Annotated in this window: 9 protein-coding genes; all 9 read right to left on the bottom strand. The window is 52.8% G+C overall.

Features of this window, described 5'->3' with window-relative positions; genetic code table 11:
- Window positions 1–235: 235 nt before the first annotated feature.
- Window positions 236–2,572, bottom strand: coding sequence for a preprotein translocase subunit SecA (gene secA / locus BUC22_RS19125; RefSeq protein ID WP_073383507.1), 2,337 nt, complete (start codon window positions 2,570–2,572; stop codon window positions 236–238).
- A 38-nt stretch (window positions 2,573–2,610) separates the two neighbouring features.
- Window positions 2,611–3,492: a leucine-rich repeat domain-containing protein gene (locus tag BUC22_RS19120; protein ID WP_227929961.1), complete on the bottom strand. Its 882-nt coding sequence runs from the start codon at window positions 3,490–3,492 to the stop codon at window positions 2,611–2,613.
- Window positions 3,493–3,597: 105 nt separating this feature from the next.
- Window positions 3,598–4,485 (bottom strand): ECF transporter S component, encoded by an 888-nt coding sequence (locus tag BUC22_RS19115; protein ID WP_013382150.1) that lies wholly within the window; start codon window positions 4,483–4,485, stop codon window positions 3,598–3,600.
- Window positions 4,464–6,158 carry an ABC transporter ATP-binding protein gene (locus BUC22_RS19110; protein WP_013382151.1) on the bottom strand — a complete coding sequence of 565 codons (1,695 nt, stop codon included), beginning with the start codon at window positions 6,156–6,158 and terminating at the stop codon, window positions 4,464–4,466. Before BUC22_RS19110 ends, BUC22_RS19115 begins: the two co-directional genes overlap by 22 nt.
- Window positions 6,159–6,192: 34 nt before the next feature.
- The gene (locus BUC22_RS19105) at window positions 6,193–8,280 is read right to left on the bottom strand and encodes a leucine-rich repeat domain-containing protein (RefSeq protein WP_073383502.1); all 2,088 of its coding nucleotides are present in this window, start codon (window positions 8,278–8,280) and stop codon (window positions 6,193–6,195) included.
- Entirely contained in the window at window positions 8,277–9,215 is a 939-nt protein-coding gene (locus BUC22_RS19100) for an energy-coupling factor transporter transmembrane component T (RefSeq protein WP_073383500.1), read from the bottom strand. Before BUC22_RS19100 ends, BUC22_RS19105 begins: the two co-directional genes overlap by 4 nt.
- Window positions 9,216–9,559: 344 nt before the next feature.
- The gene (locus BUC22_RS19095; RefSeq protein ID WP_073383497.1) at window positions 9,560–10,654 is read right to left on the bottom strand and encodes a DUF4430 domain-containing protein; all 1,095 of its coding nucleotides are present in this window, start codon (window positions 10,652–10,654) and stop codon (window positions 9,560–9,562) included.
- Window positions 10,655–10,686: 32 nt separating this feature from the next.
- Window positions 10,687–11,628: an ECF transporter S component gene (locus BUC22_RS19090; RefSeq protein ID WP_073383495.1), complete on the bottom strand. Its 942-nt coding sequence runs from the start codon at window positions 11,626–11,628 to the stop codon at window positions 10,687–10,689.
- Window positions 11,625–15,638, bottom strand: coding sequence for an Ig-like domain-containing protein (locus BUC22_RS19085; protein ID WP_073383492.1), 4,014 nt, complete (start codon window positions 15,636–15,638; stop codon window positions 11,625–11,627). Before BUC22_RS19085 ends, BUC22_RS19090 begins: the two co-directional genes overlap by 4 nt.
- Between the last annotated feature and the right edge of the window lie 14 nt (window positions 15,639–15,652).

Below are 15,652 nucleotides of genomic sequence, written 5' to 3'. Positions count from 1 at the left end.
AAAAAACACCAAAAGCTCCAATGAGCCTTCAGTGTTTTTTATTCAGGGTGACAACAATTGTCCCTGTTTTTTATTTAATTGTCCTGTTTCCCTATGAACCGCGCCAACTGTTCGGGGAATAATTTTCTTCTTTCAGTACAATTATAACCGTTTTCAATCAATAATGCAATCCTTTTCTGTCGTGCGTAAAAAAGGCTTTCAAGCGTTCTGTAACACGCTTGAGGGCCTTTTGGCGCTAGCTGTCCGCCTGGCAGCGCAGCAGCGTCCTGATGGTGTTTTCCTGGATTTCCTGAACCATTTCGTCGAACATGGCAAAGCCTTCTTTGGTATATTCCTTTACGGGGTCGTTCTGCCCGTAGCTTCTGAGGCCGATTCCCTGCTTTAGCTGGTCCATGTTGTCGATATGGTCCATCCAGGCCATGTCCACGGCTTTTAAAAGCACCTCTCTCTCAAGGGCGTCCCGTGTTTCCCGGCCGATTTTGGCCGAAAGTTTTTCAAGATGGCTGCTGAAAAGACTGCCGAGAGCCTGCTCCAGCGCCTCCCGGCTCTTTAGCGTATCGACAAACTTAAAATCGGTCTCTGGAAAAAAGGATTTGCCCAGGGCCTCCTTCAGTCCCTGGATATCCCAGTGGTCAGCGATGGGATCGCTCATGAAGATGTCCAGCACTGAGGCGAAGATACGCTGCCCCATGGCGAGGATCTGGTCGTGTATATTCTCGCCGTCCAGAACCTGCTGGCGCTGCTTGTAGATGATCTCACGCTGCCGGTTCATCACATTGTCATATTTCAGAACGTTTTTACGGTCGTCAAAATTCTTGCTTTCCATTTTTTTCTGGGCGTTTTCAATGCCCTTTGTCAGGATTTTGCTGGTGATGGCCTCGCCCTCCTGAAGGTCGATGACCTCGCTGAGCTTTTTCATCCGCTCATCGCCGAAGATCCTCAGCAGCGGGTCCTCCAGGGATAAATAAAAGCGGGACTCTCCCGGATCACCCTGACGGCCCGAACGCCCTCTCAGCTGATTGTCGATGCGGCGGCTCTCATGTCTTTCTGTCCCGATCACGTATAAGCCTCCCAGCGCCTGAACCCCTTCGCCCAGGCCAATGTCTGTGCCGCGGCCGGCCATGTTGGTCGAGATGGTGACCGCGCCGGCCTGGCCGGCCTTTGAGATGATCTCAGCCTCCTGCTCATGGTATTTGGCATTGAGCACGGTGTGCTCAATCCCTTCTCTCTGAAGATAGCCGCTGAGGGCCTCGGACTTTTCGATGGACACGGTGCCGATGAGAACCGGCTGGCCCTTTTCATGACGCTTAAGGACGTCCCGGGTCACTGCCTCAAATTTCGCCGCCTCGGTCGCGTAAACCGCGTCCTCATGATCGGTCCGGATCATGGGCTTATTGGTGGGGATGGTGACCACGTTCAGATTGTAAATAGAGGAGAACTCGTCCTCCTCTGTTTTGGCTGTGCCGGTCATGCCCGCGAGCTTATCAAACATACGGAAGTAGTTCTGAAAGGTGACGGTGGCAATGGTCTGTGTCTCGGCGTTGACCGGGACATTTTCCTTGGCCTCGATGGCCTGATGCAGCCCGTCTGAGAACCGGCGGCCCGGCATGGTGCGGCCTGTAAACGCGTCCACAATCACCACTTCCCCGCCGGCCACGATATAATCCCTGTCCCGCTGCATCAGCTTATGGGCGTAAAGCGCCTTGTTAATACAGTGAAAAAGCTCCATGTTGACAATATCGGCAAGGTTGTCCACGCTGAAGAACATCTCTGCCCGCTGGATTCCTTTCTCGGTCAGCTGGACGGCTTTCAGCTTTTCGTCCTTCTCGTAATCCTCTGGCCCCAGCAGCTTGACAAAGCGGTTGGCCAGGCGGTAGAGTTTGCTCTCGGGGCCGCCCGGCCCCGCGATAATAAGGGGCGTCCGGGCCTCGTCGATGAGCACGCTGTCCACCTCGTCGATGATGGCATAATGGAGGCTCCGCTGAACCTGGCTGTCGAGGCTGAGTGCCATGTTGTCCCGCAGATAGTCAAAGCCGAACTCATTGTTTGTTCCGTAGACCACATCAGCCGCATAGGCGGCTTTCTTTTCCTCCGGCGTCTGCCCGCTGACGACAAGGCCGACCCGCAGGCCCAGAAACTCGTGGATCTTCCCCATGAGCTCCCGGTCCCGCCTGGCCAGATAATCGTTGACGGTCACCACGAAAACGCCCTTGCCCTCCAGGGCATTGAGGTAGGTGGGCAGGGCCGCCACCAGGGTTTTGCCCTCACCGGTTTTCATCTCGGCAATATTGCCCTCGTGCAGGACGAGCCCGCCGATGAGCTGAACCGGAAAAGGCTTCAGGCCGATGGCCCTGTACGCCGCCTCCCTGACCACCGCAAAGGCCTCGGCGGTCAAATGATCCAGCGGCTCTCCGTCCTTAAGCCTTTTCCGGAACAACGCGGTCTTATCTCTGAGGGCGCTGTCGCTGAGCGCGGCCATTGCGTCCTCCAGGGCCAGGATCCTGTCCGCTGTTTTCTGAAGCCTTTTTACATCACGCCTGGATGGGTCGAAAATCTGATTTAAAGCTGCCAAAATACGTCTCCTTTGTCAATTGTGATTCTTTTTACCGGTCAGTCTACATACTCGGTTTTATATTGAAATTCTTTGCAGTAGTCGTCAACCTTTGAGTTTCTTTTGCAGTGTACCACCGTGTTGCCTCTGTTAAAAAGCCAGTCGCCCATGACCTCGGGATCATGGAGCAGCACCACCTTTTTCAGCCGCGGGCAGCCGTGAAAGGCCCACTTCTCAATGCGCCTGACGCTTTCGGGAATATGGATGCTCTCGAGAAACTTGCACTTTAAAAACGCGCTGTCCCCGATGGTCACCAGCCCCTCTGGCAGGGCCAGGGATTGAAAGCAACAGCCGACAAAGGCTTCCCGGCCGATGATTTTCAGCTCTGGCGGCAGGGTGACCTGCTGCAGCTGCTTGCAGCCATAAAAGGTGCGGAAGGCGATCATCTCGATCTGCCTGGGAATGACCACCGTCTGGAGGCTGTCGCAGTCGATAAAAGCGTTCTCGCCAATTTCCTCAAGGGCTTCTGGCAGCTCAATGGTCTTGAGGGCCCGGCACAGCTTAAAGGTTCTTGGCCGGATTACCCGCAGCTTTTTGGGAAGATTGATCTCACGCAGCTTGCGGCACTCCATAAAGGCTGCCTCGCCGATTTCCCGCACACTGCCCGGCATCTTGACCGCCACCAGCTGTGTACAGCCCCGGAATGCGTTTTCTCCGATGGACATCACCGAGGGCGCAAGCTCCAGCCGGTGGATTTTTGTGATATTCATGCAGGCCTTTGACCCGATGGTGCGGTACTCACCGCCAATGACCAGATGCCTGACCTTATTCTGCCTGGCAATGGCCGTTGTGTAGACGCCCCGGTTTTGGCTGTTCGGCTCAGGGGGCCGCTGTCGGGCACTGCGCTCCCTTTGGTTTGTGCTTTTGATGTTTTCTGCCATTTCATTTCCTTCCTCTGTGTAATGTATATTTTTTATGCCGCTGCGCTGTCTCCAACACCGTACAGCGGCCATGAAAGCGCCTGACACAGGCATGGGGATATTTTTTTAAGATTTACCGGCTGATCCGTTCTCGATCAGGCCGTATTTTACCTTGATCCGTTCCAGCTTTTCAATCAATGGCCTGGCTCCAAAAAACAGGAAAATGACCGTTGAGCAGGCGTAAATCAGATTAAAGGGCGCACCTGAAAAATATAAGGGCAGCGCCGACCACCAGGTCACCTCACTCTGGTACATAAGCACACTGGCCGTATCCATTAAAAAGCCGTAGATAAAGAAAGTGGACATAAACCCAAAGAGGCAGAGGGGCCCCTTTTTCATCGTTAATCTTCCTTTTTTAAACAAAAGCCCTGCCAGAAACCCGATGATGCCCGTGGCAAACATCTGCCAGGGGGTCCAGGGGCCCTGTGTCAGAAAAAAATTGGAGGCAAACATGGACACTGCCCCCACCAAAAATCCGGATTCGGCGCCAAAACATACCCCTGCCACAATAACGACGGCGATGACAGGCTTAAACTGCGGCAGCATAAAAAACGCCGCGCGCCCCGCCACCGCAATGGCCGCTAAAAGTGCCAATATGACCAGCTCCCGGGCCTGGGGCCTCCGGCCCTCAAATACCATCACAAAGGGCACCATGGAATAAACCATGATCATCATACTGATAAAGAAATACTTGCGGTCCCCGATGCGGATACCGATAAAAATCGTGAGGGGAATGAGCACAAAGATCATCAGCAGCGCCGCCCATGTCCGTTTTGACAGCTTCCTGCTCTCTGGCTTTTCCACCAGGCTGCCATCGGCTGGCGGCACCCAGAGCTCGCGGTCACTCCGGACTGGGGCCGCATCCTCTCTTTTTTTTACCTCATACTTTTCTTTTGGCTTGCCGCCCTCCAGAAAATCATCCAGAAACCGGTCTAAAGATTCATTTGGCAGCATGTGATCACATCCTTCACGGTAATGGCATTGTCAAACAAATGCCGGGACAAGCGGTTGGCCGAGGTCGTATAAAAGCTGTTTCCCGAAAAAAAGGCTCTCGGGGTGTTGGCGGTCACAATACTGCCCTCAAAGAACAGGCCGCAGGTGTCGGCGTATTGGGCGCAGAATTCCACATCGTGGGAAACCATCACGATGGTCACCCCATGCTCCTGGAGGCGCTTGAGAATTTCGGCCAGCTCCCGCTTAAAGTGGTTGTCCAGCCCCTTTGTCGGCTCATCCATCAAAAGAATACGCGGTTTTAACAGCATAATTTTCGCAAGGGCCAGTCTTTGCTGCTCACCGCCAGAGAGATCATAAGGATGCTGCTGCATAAGATGTCCGATGTGCATCAGTTCCGCCATTCCCTCAACCGCTGTGCGTTTGTCCATGTCGCTGTCAAATTCGGAGCGCCTGCGCTCATTGGTACCGCCAATGGCCTCAAACAGGTCCAGCTCCACTGTCTTTTTGACAAAAAGGCTCTGGGGATTCTGGGGCAGAACGCCCAGAAAGCCATGAAACAGCTCCTTATCCGAATATTTTCGAACTTCCCTCCCTTCAAGCTTTACCTTTCCCCGGTATGGCCGGTTAATACCTGAGATCAAGGACAGGGTGGTGGTTTTGCCGGTGCCGTTGCCGCCTACCAGGGCATACAGCTGGCCCCGCTTGATCTCCAGTGACAGGTCGCGTACCACATCGGGAAGATTTTTATCATACCGGAACCAGACATCTCTCAGCTCGACAACGGTCTCCGCTTCTTTAAAATGGTCTGCCTCAATGGGAATACTCTTTTTCTCGACAGGCTTTCCCTCAAACAGCTCCGACAGCCACTGCCTTCCCTCCCGCACAGTCAGCGGGCAGGGCATTTCATTATCGATTCCAGCATAAATCTGCATGGGCGCAGGCATGGACAAAAACATATCATGCCCCATACCCCGCAGTTCTTTTCCGATTTCCCGCGGAAGCCCCTGAGCGATAACCGAACCCTGGTCCATGACAATGACCTTATCCGCGGCTGGAAAAATATCCTCAAGCCGGTGCTCTGTCATGATAATAGTAGTGCCCAGGTCACGGTTAATCTTTTTGACAGTTTCCAAAAAATCAGAAGCCGCAATGGGGTCAAGCTGCGAGGTAGGCTCGTCCAGAATCAGCAGCGACGGGTGCATGGCCATGATGGCCGCCAGGTTTAACAGCTGCTTCTGCCCGCCGGACAGCTCGTTCACATTCCGCCGGAACCATGCCTGAATCCCAAAATAAGAGGCCATTTCCGCCACTCTCAAGCGAATAGTCGGCGTGTCATAGCCCAGGCTCTCAAGCCCAAAGGCCAGCTCATGCCACACCTTATCCGTCACAATCTGATTGTCTGGATTTTGCAGCACAAAACCAATTTCCGAGCTCTGTGTCCGGATATCCACCTCAGAAAGCGCGCGCCCTTTAAAAAGAATCTCCCCTGTCCGTGTTCCGTGGGGCGTGAGCACTGTTTTAAAATGCCGCAGCAGCGTACTTTTGCCACAGCCGCTCTTGCCGCACAAAACGACAAAATCCCCGTCATTTATCTCCAAATTGATGCTGCAAAGCGCCGGATTCTCCATCTCCGGATAGGTGAACATCAAATCCCTTATTTCTACTTCTGCCATATCTTTTTAAGCAGCTCTGCTGCTCAAGCCTCCTTTATTTTTTGTACAGTGCTGATACCTTGGTCTTTAGCCCCGCTTCACGGGCCATTTTCAGAGTGACGGAATTTTCCGGGCACTCCAGAACCGTCCGCGACGCAAAGCTCTGAGGCGAAAAATACGTGACGCCGGCACCAGCCTTTACATACTTAATCTTCTTACAGTTTGTAAAAGCATTTTTTTCAATAATTGACACACATTGCGGCAGACAGAACGAAGCCAGCGCCTGGCAGCCGTAAAAGGCATATTCGTTGATCCTCAAAAGCCCGCCGGGCCAGTTGACCTGCTCCAACCGTTCACAATTTTGAAAGCACCCCTGGTCAATGAGTCTGATAGTTTTCGGCAGGTCCACTGCCTTTAAGCGCCTGCAGTCCCGGAAAGCCCGGGCCGGCAGAACAGTGAGCCCCTCTGGCAGCCGGATTCTTTCCAGGCTCCGGCAGTTCGCAAAGCAGCTGTGCTCCAGATGCCTCAGGCTGTCCGGAAGCACCACCTCCTCCAGCGCGTCACAGTTAAAGAACGCGCCCGCCCCGATTGTCTCTGTTCCCTCTGCGATCACGATTTTGCGAAGCCGGCTCTGGCCGGCATACTGAAAGCTTTCAACCTGCTTTCCGATATGCCGCACCGACGGCTCCACCAGCGCGCCGGGCGGGGGAACGCTAACCACCTGACGGTAGTGCGTGAGCCTTAAGGCTTTCCAGGCTCCGGCATCGGATACCGCGTAGCCCATGCTTTTGAAAAAAGCGATCATTCCCTCCTCCTCTGGCTGGCAAAGCAGCGTGACCGCCTGCATAAGAAAGGGTCTGAGCGCCATGCCGCGGTGCAGATAAAGCGCCTTGACGGCACTGCCTGCAAAAACCTGATTGTCCAGCTCAGCCTTTCCAAGAAAATCGACACGTCTCAGGCGCTTTGTGTCCCGGAAGCTGAAACGCTCAATACACGCCACATTTTCCGGAATAATCAATTCTTCCACAGGGCATCCCTTAAAAGCGCCCTCACTCACGGTTTTCAGACTTTTGGGAAAAGTAACCTCCCCCAGGCTCTTACAATCTGCAAAGGCTTTTTGCCCAATGCACTCCACGCCCTCGCCGATGAGCACTTTTCTGATTTTTTCACGGCCGCAATAGCCTCTTGGCGGTATCTCCCGGATGCCAAAGACCAGGAGAAATGTATCCTTGGGGTAAGTCTCGAATTCGAGTACTGCTGTTTCAGGGCAATGGTACAGATAGAGCGCGAAGCCGTCCTGTTTTCGGCATAATTTAAATCCCCGGGCTTCCATCAGAAGCCGGGAATCCTGATTCCAACGACAAACAACCCGTGCGTTTGAAGGGAAAGCGGCCGGTCCGAATGCAGGGACCCCGCCTTGAAATATTATTTTTGTTAAATGCGCGCAGCCCGCAAAGGCATAGCTGCCGATGGCCAAAAGGGATTTTGGCAAAACCAGACGGCGCAGCCTGCCGCAGTGCAGAAAGGCTCCGTCCCGGATCTGCTCGAGCCCCTCCGGCAGAAACAGCTCTCTAAGCCCGGCGCCGTCAAAGCAGTGGCTCTTCAGGCACTTCACCGTGCCTTTAAAACTCAGCTTTTCCAATCTCTCGCAGCGGTAAAAGGCGTAGACCCCGATAGCTTCAATTTTCCCGCCAAATTCAATGGCTGCCAGAGACCGGCAGTTCCAGAACGCGCCATCCTCAACGCACCGTACAGATCTGAGACCTGTCACAGTTCTGAGCTTAAGGCAATTTTTAAACAGCTCCTTTGAAATAATCCTGAGTCCAGAGGGAAGCCGTACATATTCCAACGACTTACAGCCGTAAAAGGCTTCATCTCCAATGGACTCCACCCCATCGGGCAGCATAATCTCCTCAAGTCTCTCACAACCCCAGAAGGCCCGCTCATCAATATGTAAAAGCGTTTTGGGCAGGACAATCCTTGTAATATTTTTCATGTCTTTAAAGGCCGATACCTCAATATCCGTAAAGCCTTTTGGAATAACGACCTCACCACTCAAATGGTTGTTGAGCACATAGCTTCTCTGCAAAACAGCCCGGGGCGAGCTCCGCCCAAAGCCAATCTCCACTGTCTGCCGGATCAAATAACCTCAACTCCTTCGTGCCGCGCCTCTGCTTCAGGAATGCGTCTCTTAAGCCACCACCACTTGAACTCAGCCACACCGTCGATAATGACCGGCATCATACAAAAGATAAAATAAAACAGATAGGTAAAAAAGCTGCCCAGTGACAATGGCTGAAGCCCGGACATCTTAATCTGCGGGTTATACTGCGCAAAGGCAAAGCCGTGATACACCCCGGCAATCACACAGGCCAGGACGGCCAGCATAACGACAGAAGCCACTGCGTCGCGGCGGTCAAAGCGGTAAATGGAGAAAGCAGTTCTGCCCTTAAGCCCATATCCCCGCGCCTTCATGCTGTCTGCTGTCTCGATGGCGTTTTCCAGCGCCCAAGTAATCATGATTGACAAAATAGTCACCCCGTGCCGGGCCCGCTCAAAGATACTCCCATTGCTCAGATCCCGCCCGATACATTTCTGTCCATTGCTGATCACCTTGATCTCCGCGATAAACTTCGGCACAAAGCGCAGTACCATCGAAAGGATCAGGGACAGGGCGGGAATGATGCGCCCGAATAAAAAGATAAACTTATCCGAGGTCATCACCTTGCTGTAGCAGGAAAACCAGATGAAAACCGTAATCAGCGTTATGCCCATGAATATCCCGTAGACAATGGATTCCATCGTGATGGGGTTGCCGTTGTTAAGATAGAAAAGAATCGTAACGCCATAGTGGTTAAACAGGGGGTTGATCAGCATCACGATGATGATCACCGGCAGGCAGAGCAAGGCGGACTTCAGCGCTTTAAGCCATCCCTTCAGGATGCCTGAATAGACAAAGGCCGCAAAGAGCGATATCAGTAAAAACACTGGGTGAAGGATAAACATGCTAAAAAGAAGCACCGCGACAAAATAACCGAAATTAATGACCGGATGATAACCGGAAAAAGAATCTTCCATATCGATCTCCCCTCGATTGTTATAAGATAATCCTTGGCGGAAGCAGAGGTGGCCAGCTTCCGCCGCGTGCCATCACATCCTTTGTTCTTATTTGTGTAATAATTAAGAACGATGGTTTCTGAATGAAGCGGTGCAGGCGCGCGCCCGAATGCTGCCCGTACGATTTCACCGCTTCACCCAACATAGAAAAGATAGGGATGACAAGACACTTAAAAGAGCCGTTGTATGCGAAAGCTCCTCTAAGCGCCTTTTTAAAAGTTTGCAAAGAAGCCCTTAAAAAAGCGCTCAGCTAAAAGCTGGCGACAGAGGGGCAGACTGTCCCCTCCGTCACCTGTTTTATGGTTTTACCACATGCTGTTATCGCCAACGTCACGGCCAAGATCACAGGTATAAACCCAATTGATCACATCGCCGTTTTCGACGGTATACTGGCTGCACCCATAGTTCGGGAACCAGCCGTTGACGTTATACATCCAGCCAGAGAGCTCGCCGCAGTCAAACTCATAGAGCTGATTGATACCTTCCACGTAGGCCGAATTATAAGCCGGCGTAAAGCTGGATTCCATATGAATCCCCTTGTCACGGCATACCCGCTGCAGCACATCATGGACACTTTCTCCCTCATTAAACTGAACCGTCGTTGGTTTTAAAATCCAACCATCTGAAGGCACAAAGCTTTCTTTACCGCTTTTTAGATTGCCCATGTTGTTAAGAATGGTCGAACAGCTGATGGAAATGGTACAGCTGCTGCCGCTTGAGCTTCCAGAACCAGTATTTCCGCTGTCACCCGGTGTTGTTCCGTCAGGATTTCCAGCCGTCGTTGTGGGAACCGGCGCGATGGTTTTCCCGGCTACGATATAATAATCCCCGCCAGTTTCCACGATGTTCACTGTCATCTTTGTGGTTTCTGCGCTGTTGTCAAAGGTCACATTACTCATTTTTGCCGGCTGCCCGTTGTTCAGCTTGCAGAAAACAGCCGAATCTGCATCCCATTTTTCCGGCAGCGTAATGGTGAGCTGCGGCACGGTGATGAGCCCCTTGTTGCCCGTCAGGGTGATGCCGAGGCCATAGGCGGCATCGCCGGCCGCTGCCTTGACATTGTTGAGTGTATTCCCCTCTGTCGTAAAATCGACCTTGAGGTTCTGATCCTCCGGATTGTGAATATCCTTGCCGTTAAAGCTCCAGCTGTACTGGATTCCGCTCATGGTGCTGCCATCAAAGGTCACCACCTTGTCCTGCCCCTGGATGGAGCGGAACTGCGCGGCTGTCACAACGCCATTTTCCGGCAGCGGGTTTGTATCTGCCAGCTGAACTACCTCTTCATCAGAGCCGCCCTCTGTCAGCCCGCTGATGGGGTCCTTGCACCCTGCCAGCGTGAGCACGGCCAGCAAAAGCATTGCCAATAATAAAACACCCTTTTTCTGAATACCTCTTTTCATTTTTTCTCCCTTTCTTTTATTGTTTTCGGCCTTTAATGATACAGGCCGAATTTAATCTTTACCCGCTCCAGCTTCTCAATCATCACCGGCCCAAGCAGCGCTCCAAAGAAGGCGGTGCCCAGACCATGTACCGCGTCGTAGGGCGCGCCGGAAATATAGAGCAGCTTCATGGAGCCCCAGTCAAGGCCCACGCCAGAGCCGGAAACACTGGATGACATGACCAGCGCGGCGATGTTCATGATACCGCCGTAGATGATAAAGGTGGCCAGAAAGCCAAAGACCGCCAGCGTCAGCCGGTCCACGGGCAGGCGGCGGCGCTGGAGCAGCACCCCGGCCAGCAGGCCAATGGCCCCAAAGCCGTAAAGCCACCAGCCCACAAAGGGCCCCTGGGCGTCTGAGACAATCCAGATGCCAAAGCCCAGCGCCAGCGATACCACGATACAGATGAGCGGCCCCATGACCACCTTAAAATCGACTTCCTTTTTTGAGAACTCCTGATCCCTGTTAAAGCAGAGCCCGCCGAGAAAGCCCAGAAGCCCCCAGCAAAACATCTGCCAGGGCGTCCAAGGTCCCTGACTGGCAAACATATTGATGACCAGCCTTGCCATAGCTCCTGTCAAAAAGCCTTCCTCAGGCCCCAGGCATATTCCTGCAATGATCACCAGCGCTGTTCCCGCCTGAAATGGTCCCAGCATGAAAAACGCCAGATTCCCGCAGGCCGCAATAGCAGCCATCACAGCAATCACAACAATCTCCCGCGCGTCGGGCCGGCGCCCCTCAAACCGCATGACAAAGGGAATGGCTGTGTAGAGAATAATCAGCAGACTGATAAACAGGTATCTCCGGTCATCCAGAAACCGGATGCCAAACCAGATGGTCAGGGGGATCAGCAGAAAGATGATCATCGCTGAGACAAGGGTCCGTTTTCTTTTTGCCGTTTGTGTGCGGATATCCGCAGCTGCTTTATCCATCATGGCTTCTTAACCAGCTTCGGCCAGAGCGCGCATCCGGTAATATACAGTGCCGCCATGGCAGCCGCCGTACATCCCAGGACAACCGCGGCCTTTTTCAGCTGCTCCTTACCCGACGGCGTTTTGGACACACTTCTGCTGTATGGCAGCATGGCCCCGTCAAAATCCCAGGGCTTAAATTCATCCTCAGCCTTACTGGCCGTCTTTCCAGAGGCTCTGGCGGTCATACCGTCGCTGCCTGCTTTACTGCCTTTCTGCATTCCCAAACGCCCTTCAACAGGCGCCGCCTCTCTGACAGGCTCCGAGGTGCCGGTCAGGGCCATGAGGTGCCCCCGGTCATTCCGGTAATAGATGGTTCCGTCCGCGTCACAGTTGAGACTGGTGGTGGTATATTCCTGCTCATCACCCGGGGCGCGGTAGATCACCTCGGCCTGCGGCGTGGTATTACCTGCCCAGTCCTTTACCCGGACAATGGCGCCGTCGTGGTTGTTTACCGTGATATAGAGGTAAACTGTCTGCTGGCCGTCAGCCGTATAAGCTGTTGTAAGCAGTGGTGAGGCCTTGGACGGGCCGCCGATATCTGTCTGATAGATCATGCTGAGAGAACCCGCGTCCAGAACCGCCAGCTTTCCATTTTCCGTATTGCCCTGGTCAATGACCGTGGCCTTGTTATAATCCTCCTCATGGCCCGAGCCATTCGCCTTCTGAGTGGTGACATACACACGGCCATTGTAAACCACCGGCGATGTGGTTGACGCTGCCGGAAGTTCGGCAACTTTAGCTCCTGTGTAGTGCCCGTCACTGGTAACACCGAGCTTAAAGACCTTCCCGCCGCCAGTGATCCCATTGGCGGTGGCGCCGCCGCCCGCTGTAAAATAAAGGGCGCTGGTTCCGGCGTCATAGGCGATACACGAACGGATAACGCCGCCAGTGGCGTACCGGTCAATGAGCGCCCCCGTCGATTTGTTACGGGACTGCACCACGCCTGAGTCCCCGCCGAAGATTACCGCGTCGCCAACCACCGTGGCGCCGCTCCAGTAATAGCCGCCGTCATCGTCCGAAACCCACCGCGCACGCCGGATACCATTAGTCTGGTAAATCTCGCCGTTACTCGTGGTGTCTATACAGAAAAAGGTTCCCTTGTTCGTCGAGCCGCTCCAGGTACCTGAGTAGATAAAACCATCGGCATAGGTAACCTGGCAGTTGCTCTGCCCGCCAAAGCTTTCGGTGCGCCAGAGCGAATCCAGGGTATCGGCGTTAAAGGCCTCAATGGTACCCTCTTCCTCTGGCACGAAGATCATGCCGTCGCCGTAGGTGGCATAGGAGAAAAACTCGACTTTTTTCGCGAGCTTTGCCTCTTTGACAATAGCGCCGGTGTTTTTATCCAGCTTGTAGAGCTTGTTGTTCTGGGTAGCGACAAAAATATAGTTGTCCACCACCAGCGGGGTGCCGGCAGTCATCTGCTTGCCCCCTGTGTTGATGTCGCTGTTTATCCACTTTTCGGTCAGGTTGTTTCCCGCGTTTGGCAGGCTGGCGTCCACAATGGCCATGTTGCTGTTGTTCTTCCTGAAGGTTGGCCAGTAGCTCTCAAAATCCACATAGCGGTTCATCTTTACCGTCACCGTACACTGGTTTTTAATGCCGCACACCTCAGCGGTAATCACTGCTGTCCCCTTAACATGCCCGGTGACAATGCCCTTATCGTCCACACTGGCCACGGACGGGTCTGAGGAGGTATAGGTCAGTCTGTTTTTATCCGTTGTATCATAGGGCTTAAAGCTCAACACGCTCAGTTCAAAGCTGGGATTTGCAATATCCAGTAAAAGCGTTTTTTCTGTATCACTCAGTATAAAGCTTTCAATGGCAATGCGGCTGTCGGATACCACTGTAAAGGTCGAAAAAGCGTCTGTCGAAAAGCTGAAGCGCTTATTCTGAGCATCGTAGGTGACCAGAGCATTCCCCTTTTCATCTACAAAACCGATGCGCTCGCCGTTATGCAGGAGGGTCAGCTGGCCGTGCTCGCCAAGCCCCGGCGCCGTGTAACCGCCGGAGGGCATCGTGATTTTAAAGCTCTTGCCCTGGGTATCATATTCCGGTATGGCGTCCGCGCTTTCGGCAGCGGCAAAGTCCCTCAGCCTGATTTCATACTGGCTCTCAACGGCCGGCTCCAGATACCGGGCGTCCGCCTCGAGGGCAGCCCGCTGCTCTGCTGTGACCTCAACCGCCTGCGCCACCACCTGCACGGTCCAGGGCAGGGTCAGGGAACGCCCTTTAACGGTAACGCCGTTATCCGATGCGTTGGTCACCGTTAAGGCACCCGTCACCTTTTTCATTTTCTTTTCAACCTGATCATAGATTTCCTGATCCTTGGTCAAGAAGCCATCGTAATCGCCTATGGCATTCAGCGCTTTTTCGGCTTGAACCAGATCAAAAAGACTTTGGTCGTCGGGTTTTCCACCGCTGTCGATGACGGCCTGAACCGCATCTGCCGCAGGCTCGCATATCGCCACCACCCGAGACAGCACCTTGCTGTAGCCGCTGTTAATGGCGACCTGTATATTGGCATCCTGTTCTGGTGTTAAAAGCGACTGCTGCGCGCTTGTCAGGTTATTATAGGCATTCTCAACCACTTTAACCTCATCCAGAGACGGGCTGGCATTGGTGTTCAGAATCGCCGCCAGCCGAACCACTTCCTTGGCCGCGGCAATGTCCTCATCGGTAATGTCCGGCGGATCGACCGGGTCGTCCTCTGTGACAGTAACCCGGCAGTCCGCGGTAAAGCTGCCCACCTGCGCCGTGATCACAGCCTTACCCTTGGCCACCGCTGTAATACGGCCATTTCCGTCCACTGCCGCCACCTGTTCGTTGTCCGAACGCCAGGTAACGGTTTTGTCATCCGTCGTATCTGCCGGGCTATAGCTGACCTTGAGCGCAGTGGTCTTACCCTTGCCCAGGCTTACTTCAGATTGATTCAGGCTGATGCTCTGCAGCGGCTTTTCGGCGCTCTCTTCACTTACAGTGACCTCACAGCTGGCGGTGAAATCGCCGAGGGTGGCGGTGATGGTGGCGGTGCCGACGCCAGTAGCATACACAATTCCTCCATCAACATATACTATGCTTTCATCACTACTGCTCCATACTACCCCTTGTTCTACCCTGCAATCTTCAGGATCATAGATCACCTGAAGTTCTCCCTCCGTTTCATATTGGAGATTCATTTTTTCCTGGTTCAGTCTAATTCCCTGTAAATTCCGTGCATCTACAGCTGTTTTTAAATACGCAAGAGCACTGTCTACGCTTGATTGATCCAATGTTAAATCCTGGATAATCTTCATAGCATTATCATAAGCATCCTGAATGTGTTGGATAGATAAAAGCACATCTTTATCTGCCCGTCCGTTAAACTCTGCAATGTACTTCGTTAACGCATCTCTGTTTGCAATAAATATTCCACTGCCATCATATTTATCACCCACATCTTTCCCTGTTCCCCAGAGCGTAAATTGATATCGGACAACGTCGCCATCCTTTGGAATATAATATCCCATTCCCTGTTGTGGAAATGTATTATTTACCATGTACATCCAACCAGATTTTTCAGAATAAGAGAATTCTCCAAGCCCTGGGTAATGTTTATTGCCGTCATTTTGCTCATTTGTTACCCGGTAACCACTCATTTCCTGAATATACATAGGTATATCCAAGACACCAGCATCTGCATTTTTTATAACTGCCAGGTAAAAACCATATGAGGAATTTTCTTTTGTCTCGTAAGCATCTGGTCCGCCCAAAACACGGTCCAATAAATCTGCCCCTGTATCCCCCGCATAGATCGGAACTTCCTCCGGCTCAATAAAATATCCTTGCCCCAGAGTAAAACGCTCAACACTTACTGTTACTGTTCCAACCGGCGCGTCCGCTTTTACGGTGGCCGTATTTACAAAACACGACAGTATTAATACGATGCATCCAATTGTAAAAGCTTTAAATATATTCCTTTTTATGTTTTCCATTTTCTCTCCTCATA

This window comes from Eubacterium callanderi, assembly GCF_900142645.1.
GTDB lineage: Bacteria > Bacillota > Clostridia > Eubacteriales > Eubacteriaceae > Eubacterium > Eubacterium callanderi.
The sequence above is the reverse complement of the archived record's forward strand: the minus strand, read 5'-3'. Positions and strand labels throughout refer to the sequence as shown.

Excerpts from the sequence above, each read along its gene's own strand:
- BUC22_RS19115 (WP_013382150.1), bottom strand. The coding sequence starts at position 4,485 with ATGCTGCCAAATGAATCTTTAGACCGGTTTCTGGATGATTTTCTGGAG.
- BUC22_RS19100 (WP_073383500.1), bottom strand. The coding sequence starts at position 9,215 with ATGGAAGATTCTTTTTCCGGTTATCATCCGGTCATTAATTTCGGTTAT.
- BUC22_RS19095 (WP_073383497.1), bottom strand. The coding sequence starts at position 10,654 with ATGAAAAGAGGTATTCAGAAAAAGGGTGTTTTATTATTGGCAATGCTT.
- BUC22_RS19090 (WP_073383495.1), bottom strand. The coding sequence starts at position 11,628 with ATGATGGATAAAGCAGCTGCGGATATCCGCACACAAACGGCAAAAAGA.
- BUC22_RS19110 (WP_013382151.1), bottom strand. The coding sequence starts at position 6,158 with ATGGCAGAAGTAGAAATAAGGGATTTGATGTTCACCTATCCGGAGATG.
- BUC22_RS19085 (WP_073383492.1), bottom strand. The coding sequence starts at position 15,638 with ATGGAAAACATAAAAAGGAATATATTTAAAGCTTTTACAATTGGATGC.
- BUC22_RS19120 (WP_227929961.1), bottom strand. The coding sequence starts at position 3,492 with ATGGCAGAAAACATCAAAAGCACAAACCAAAGGGAGCGCAGTGCCCGA.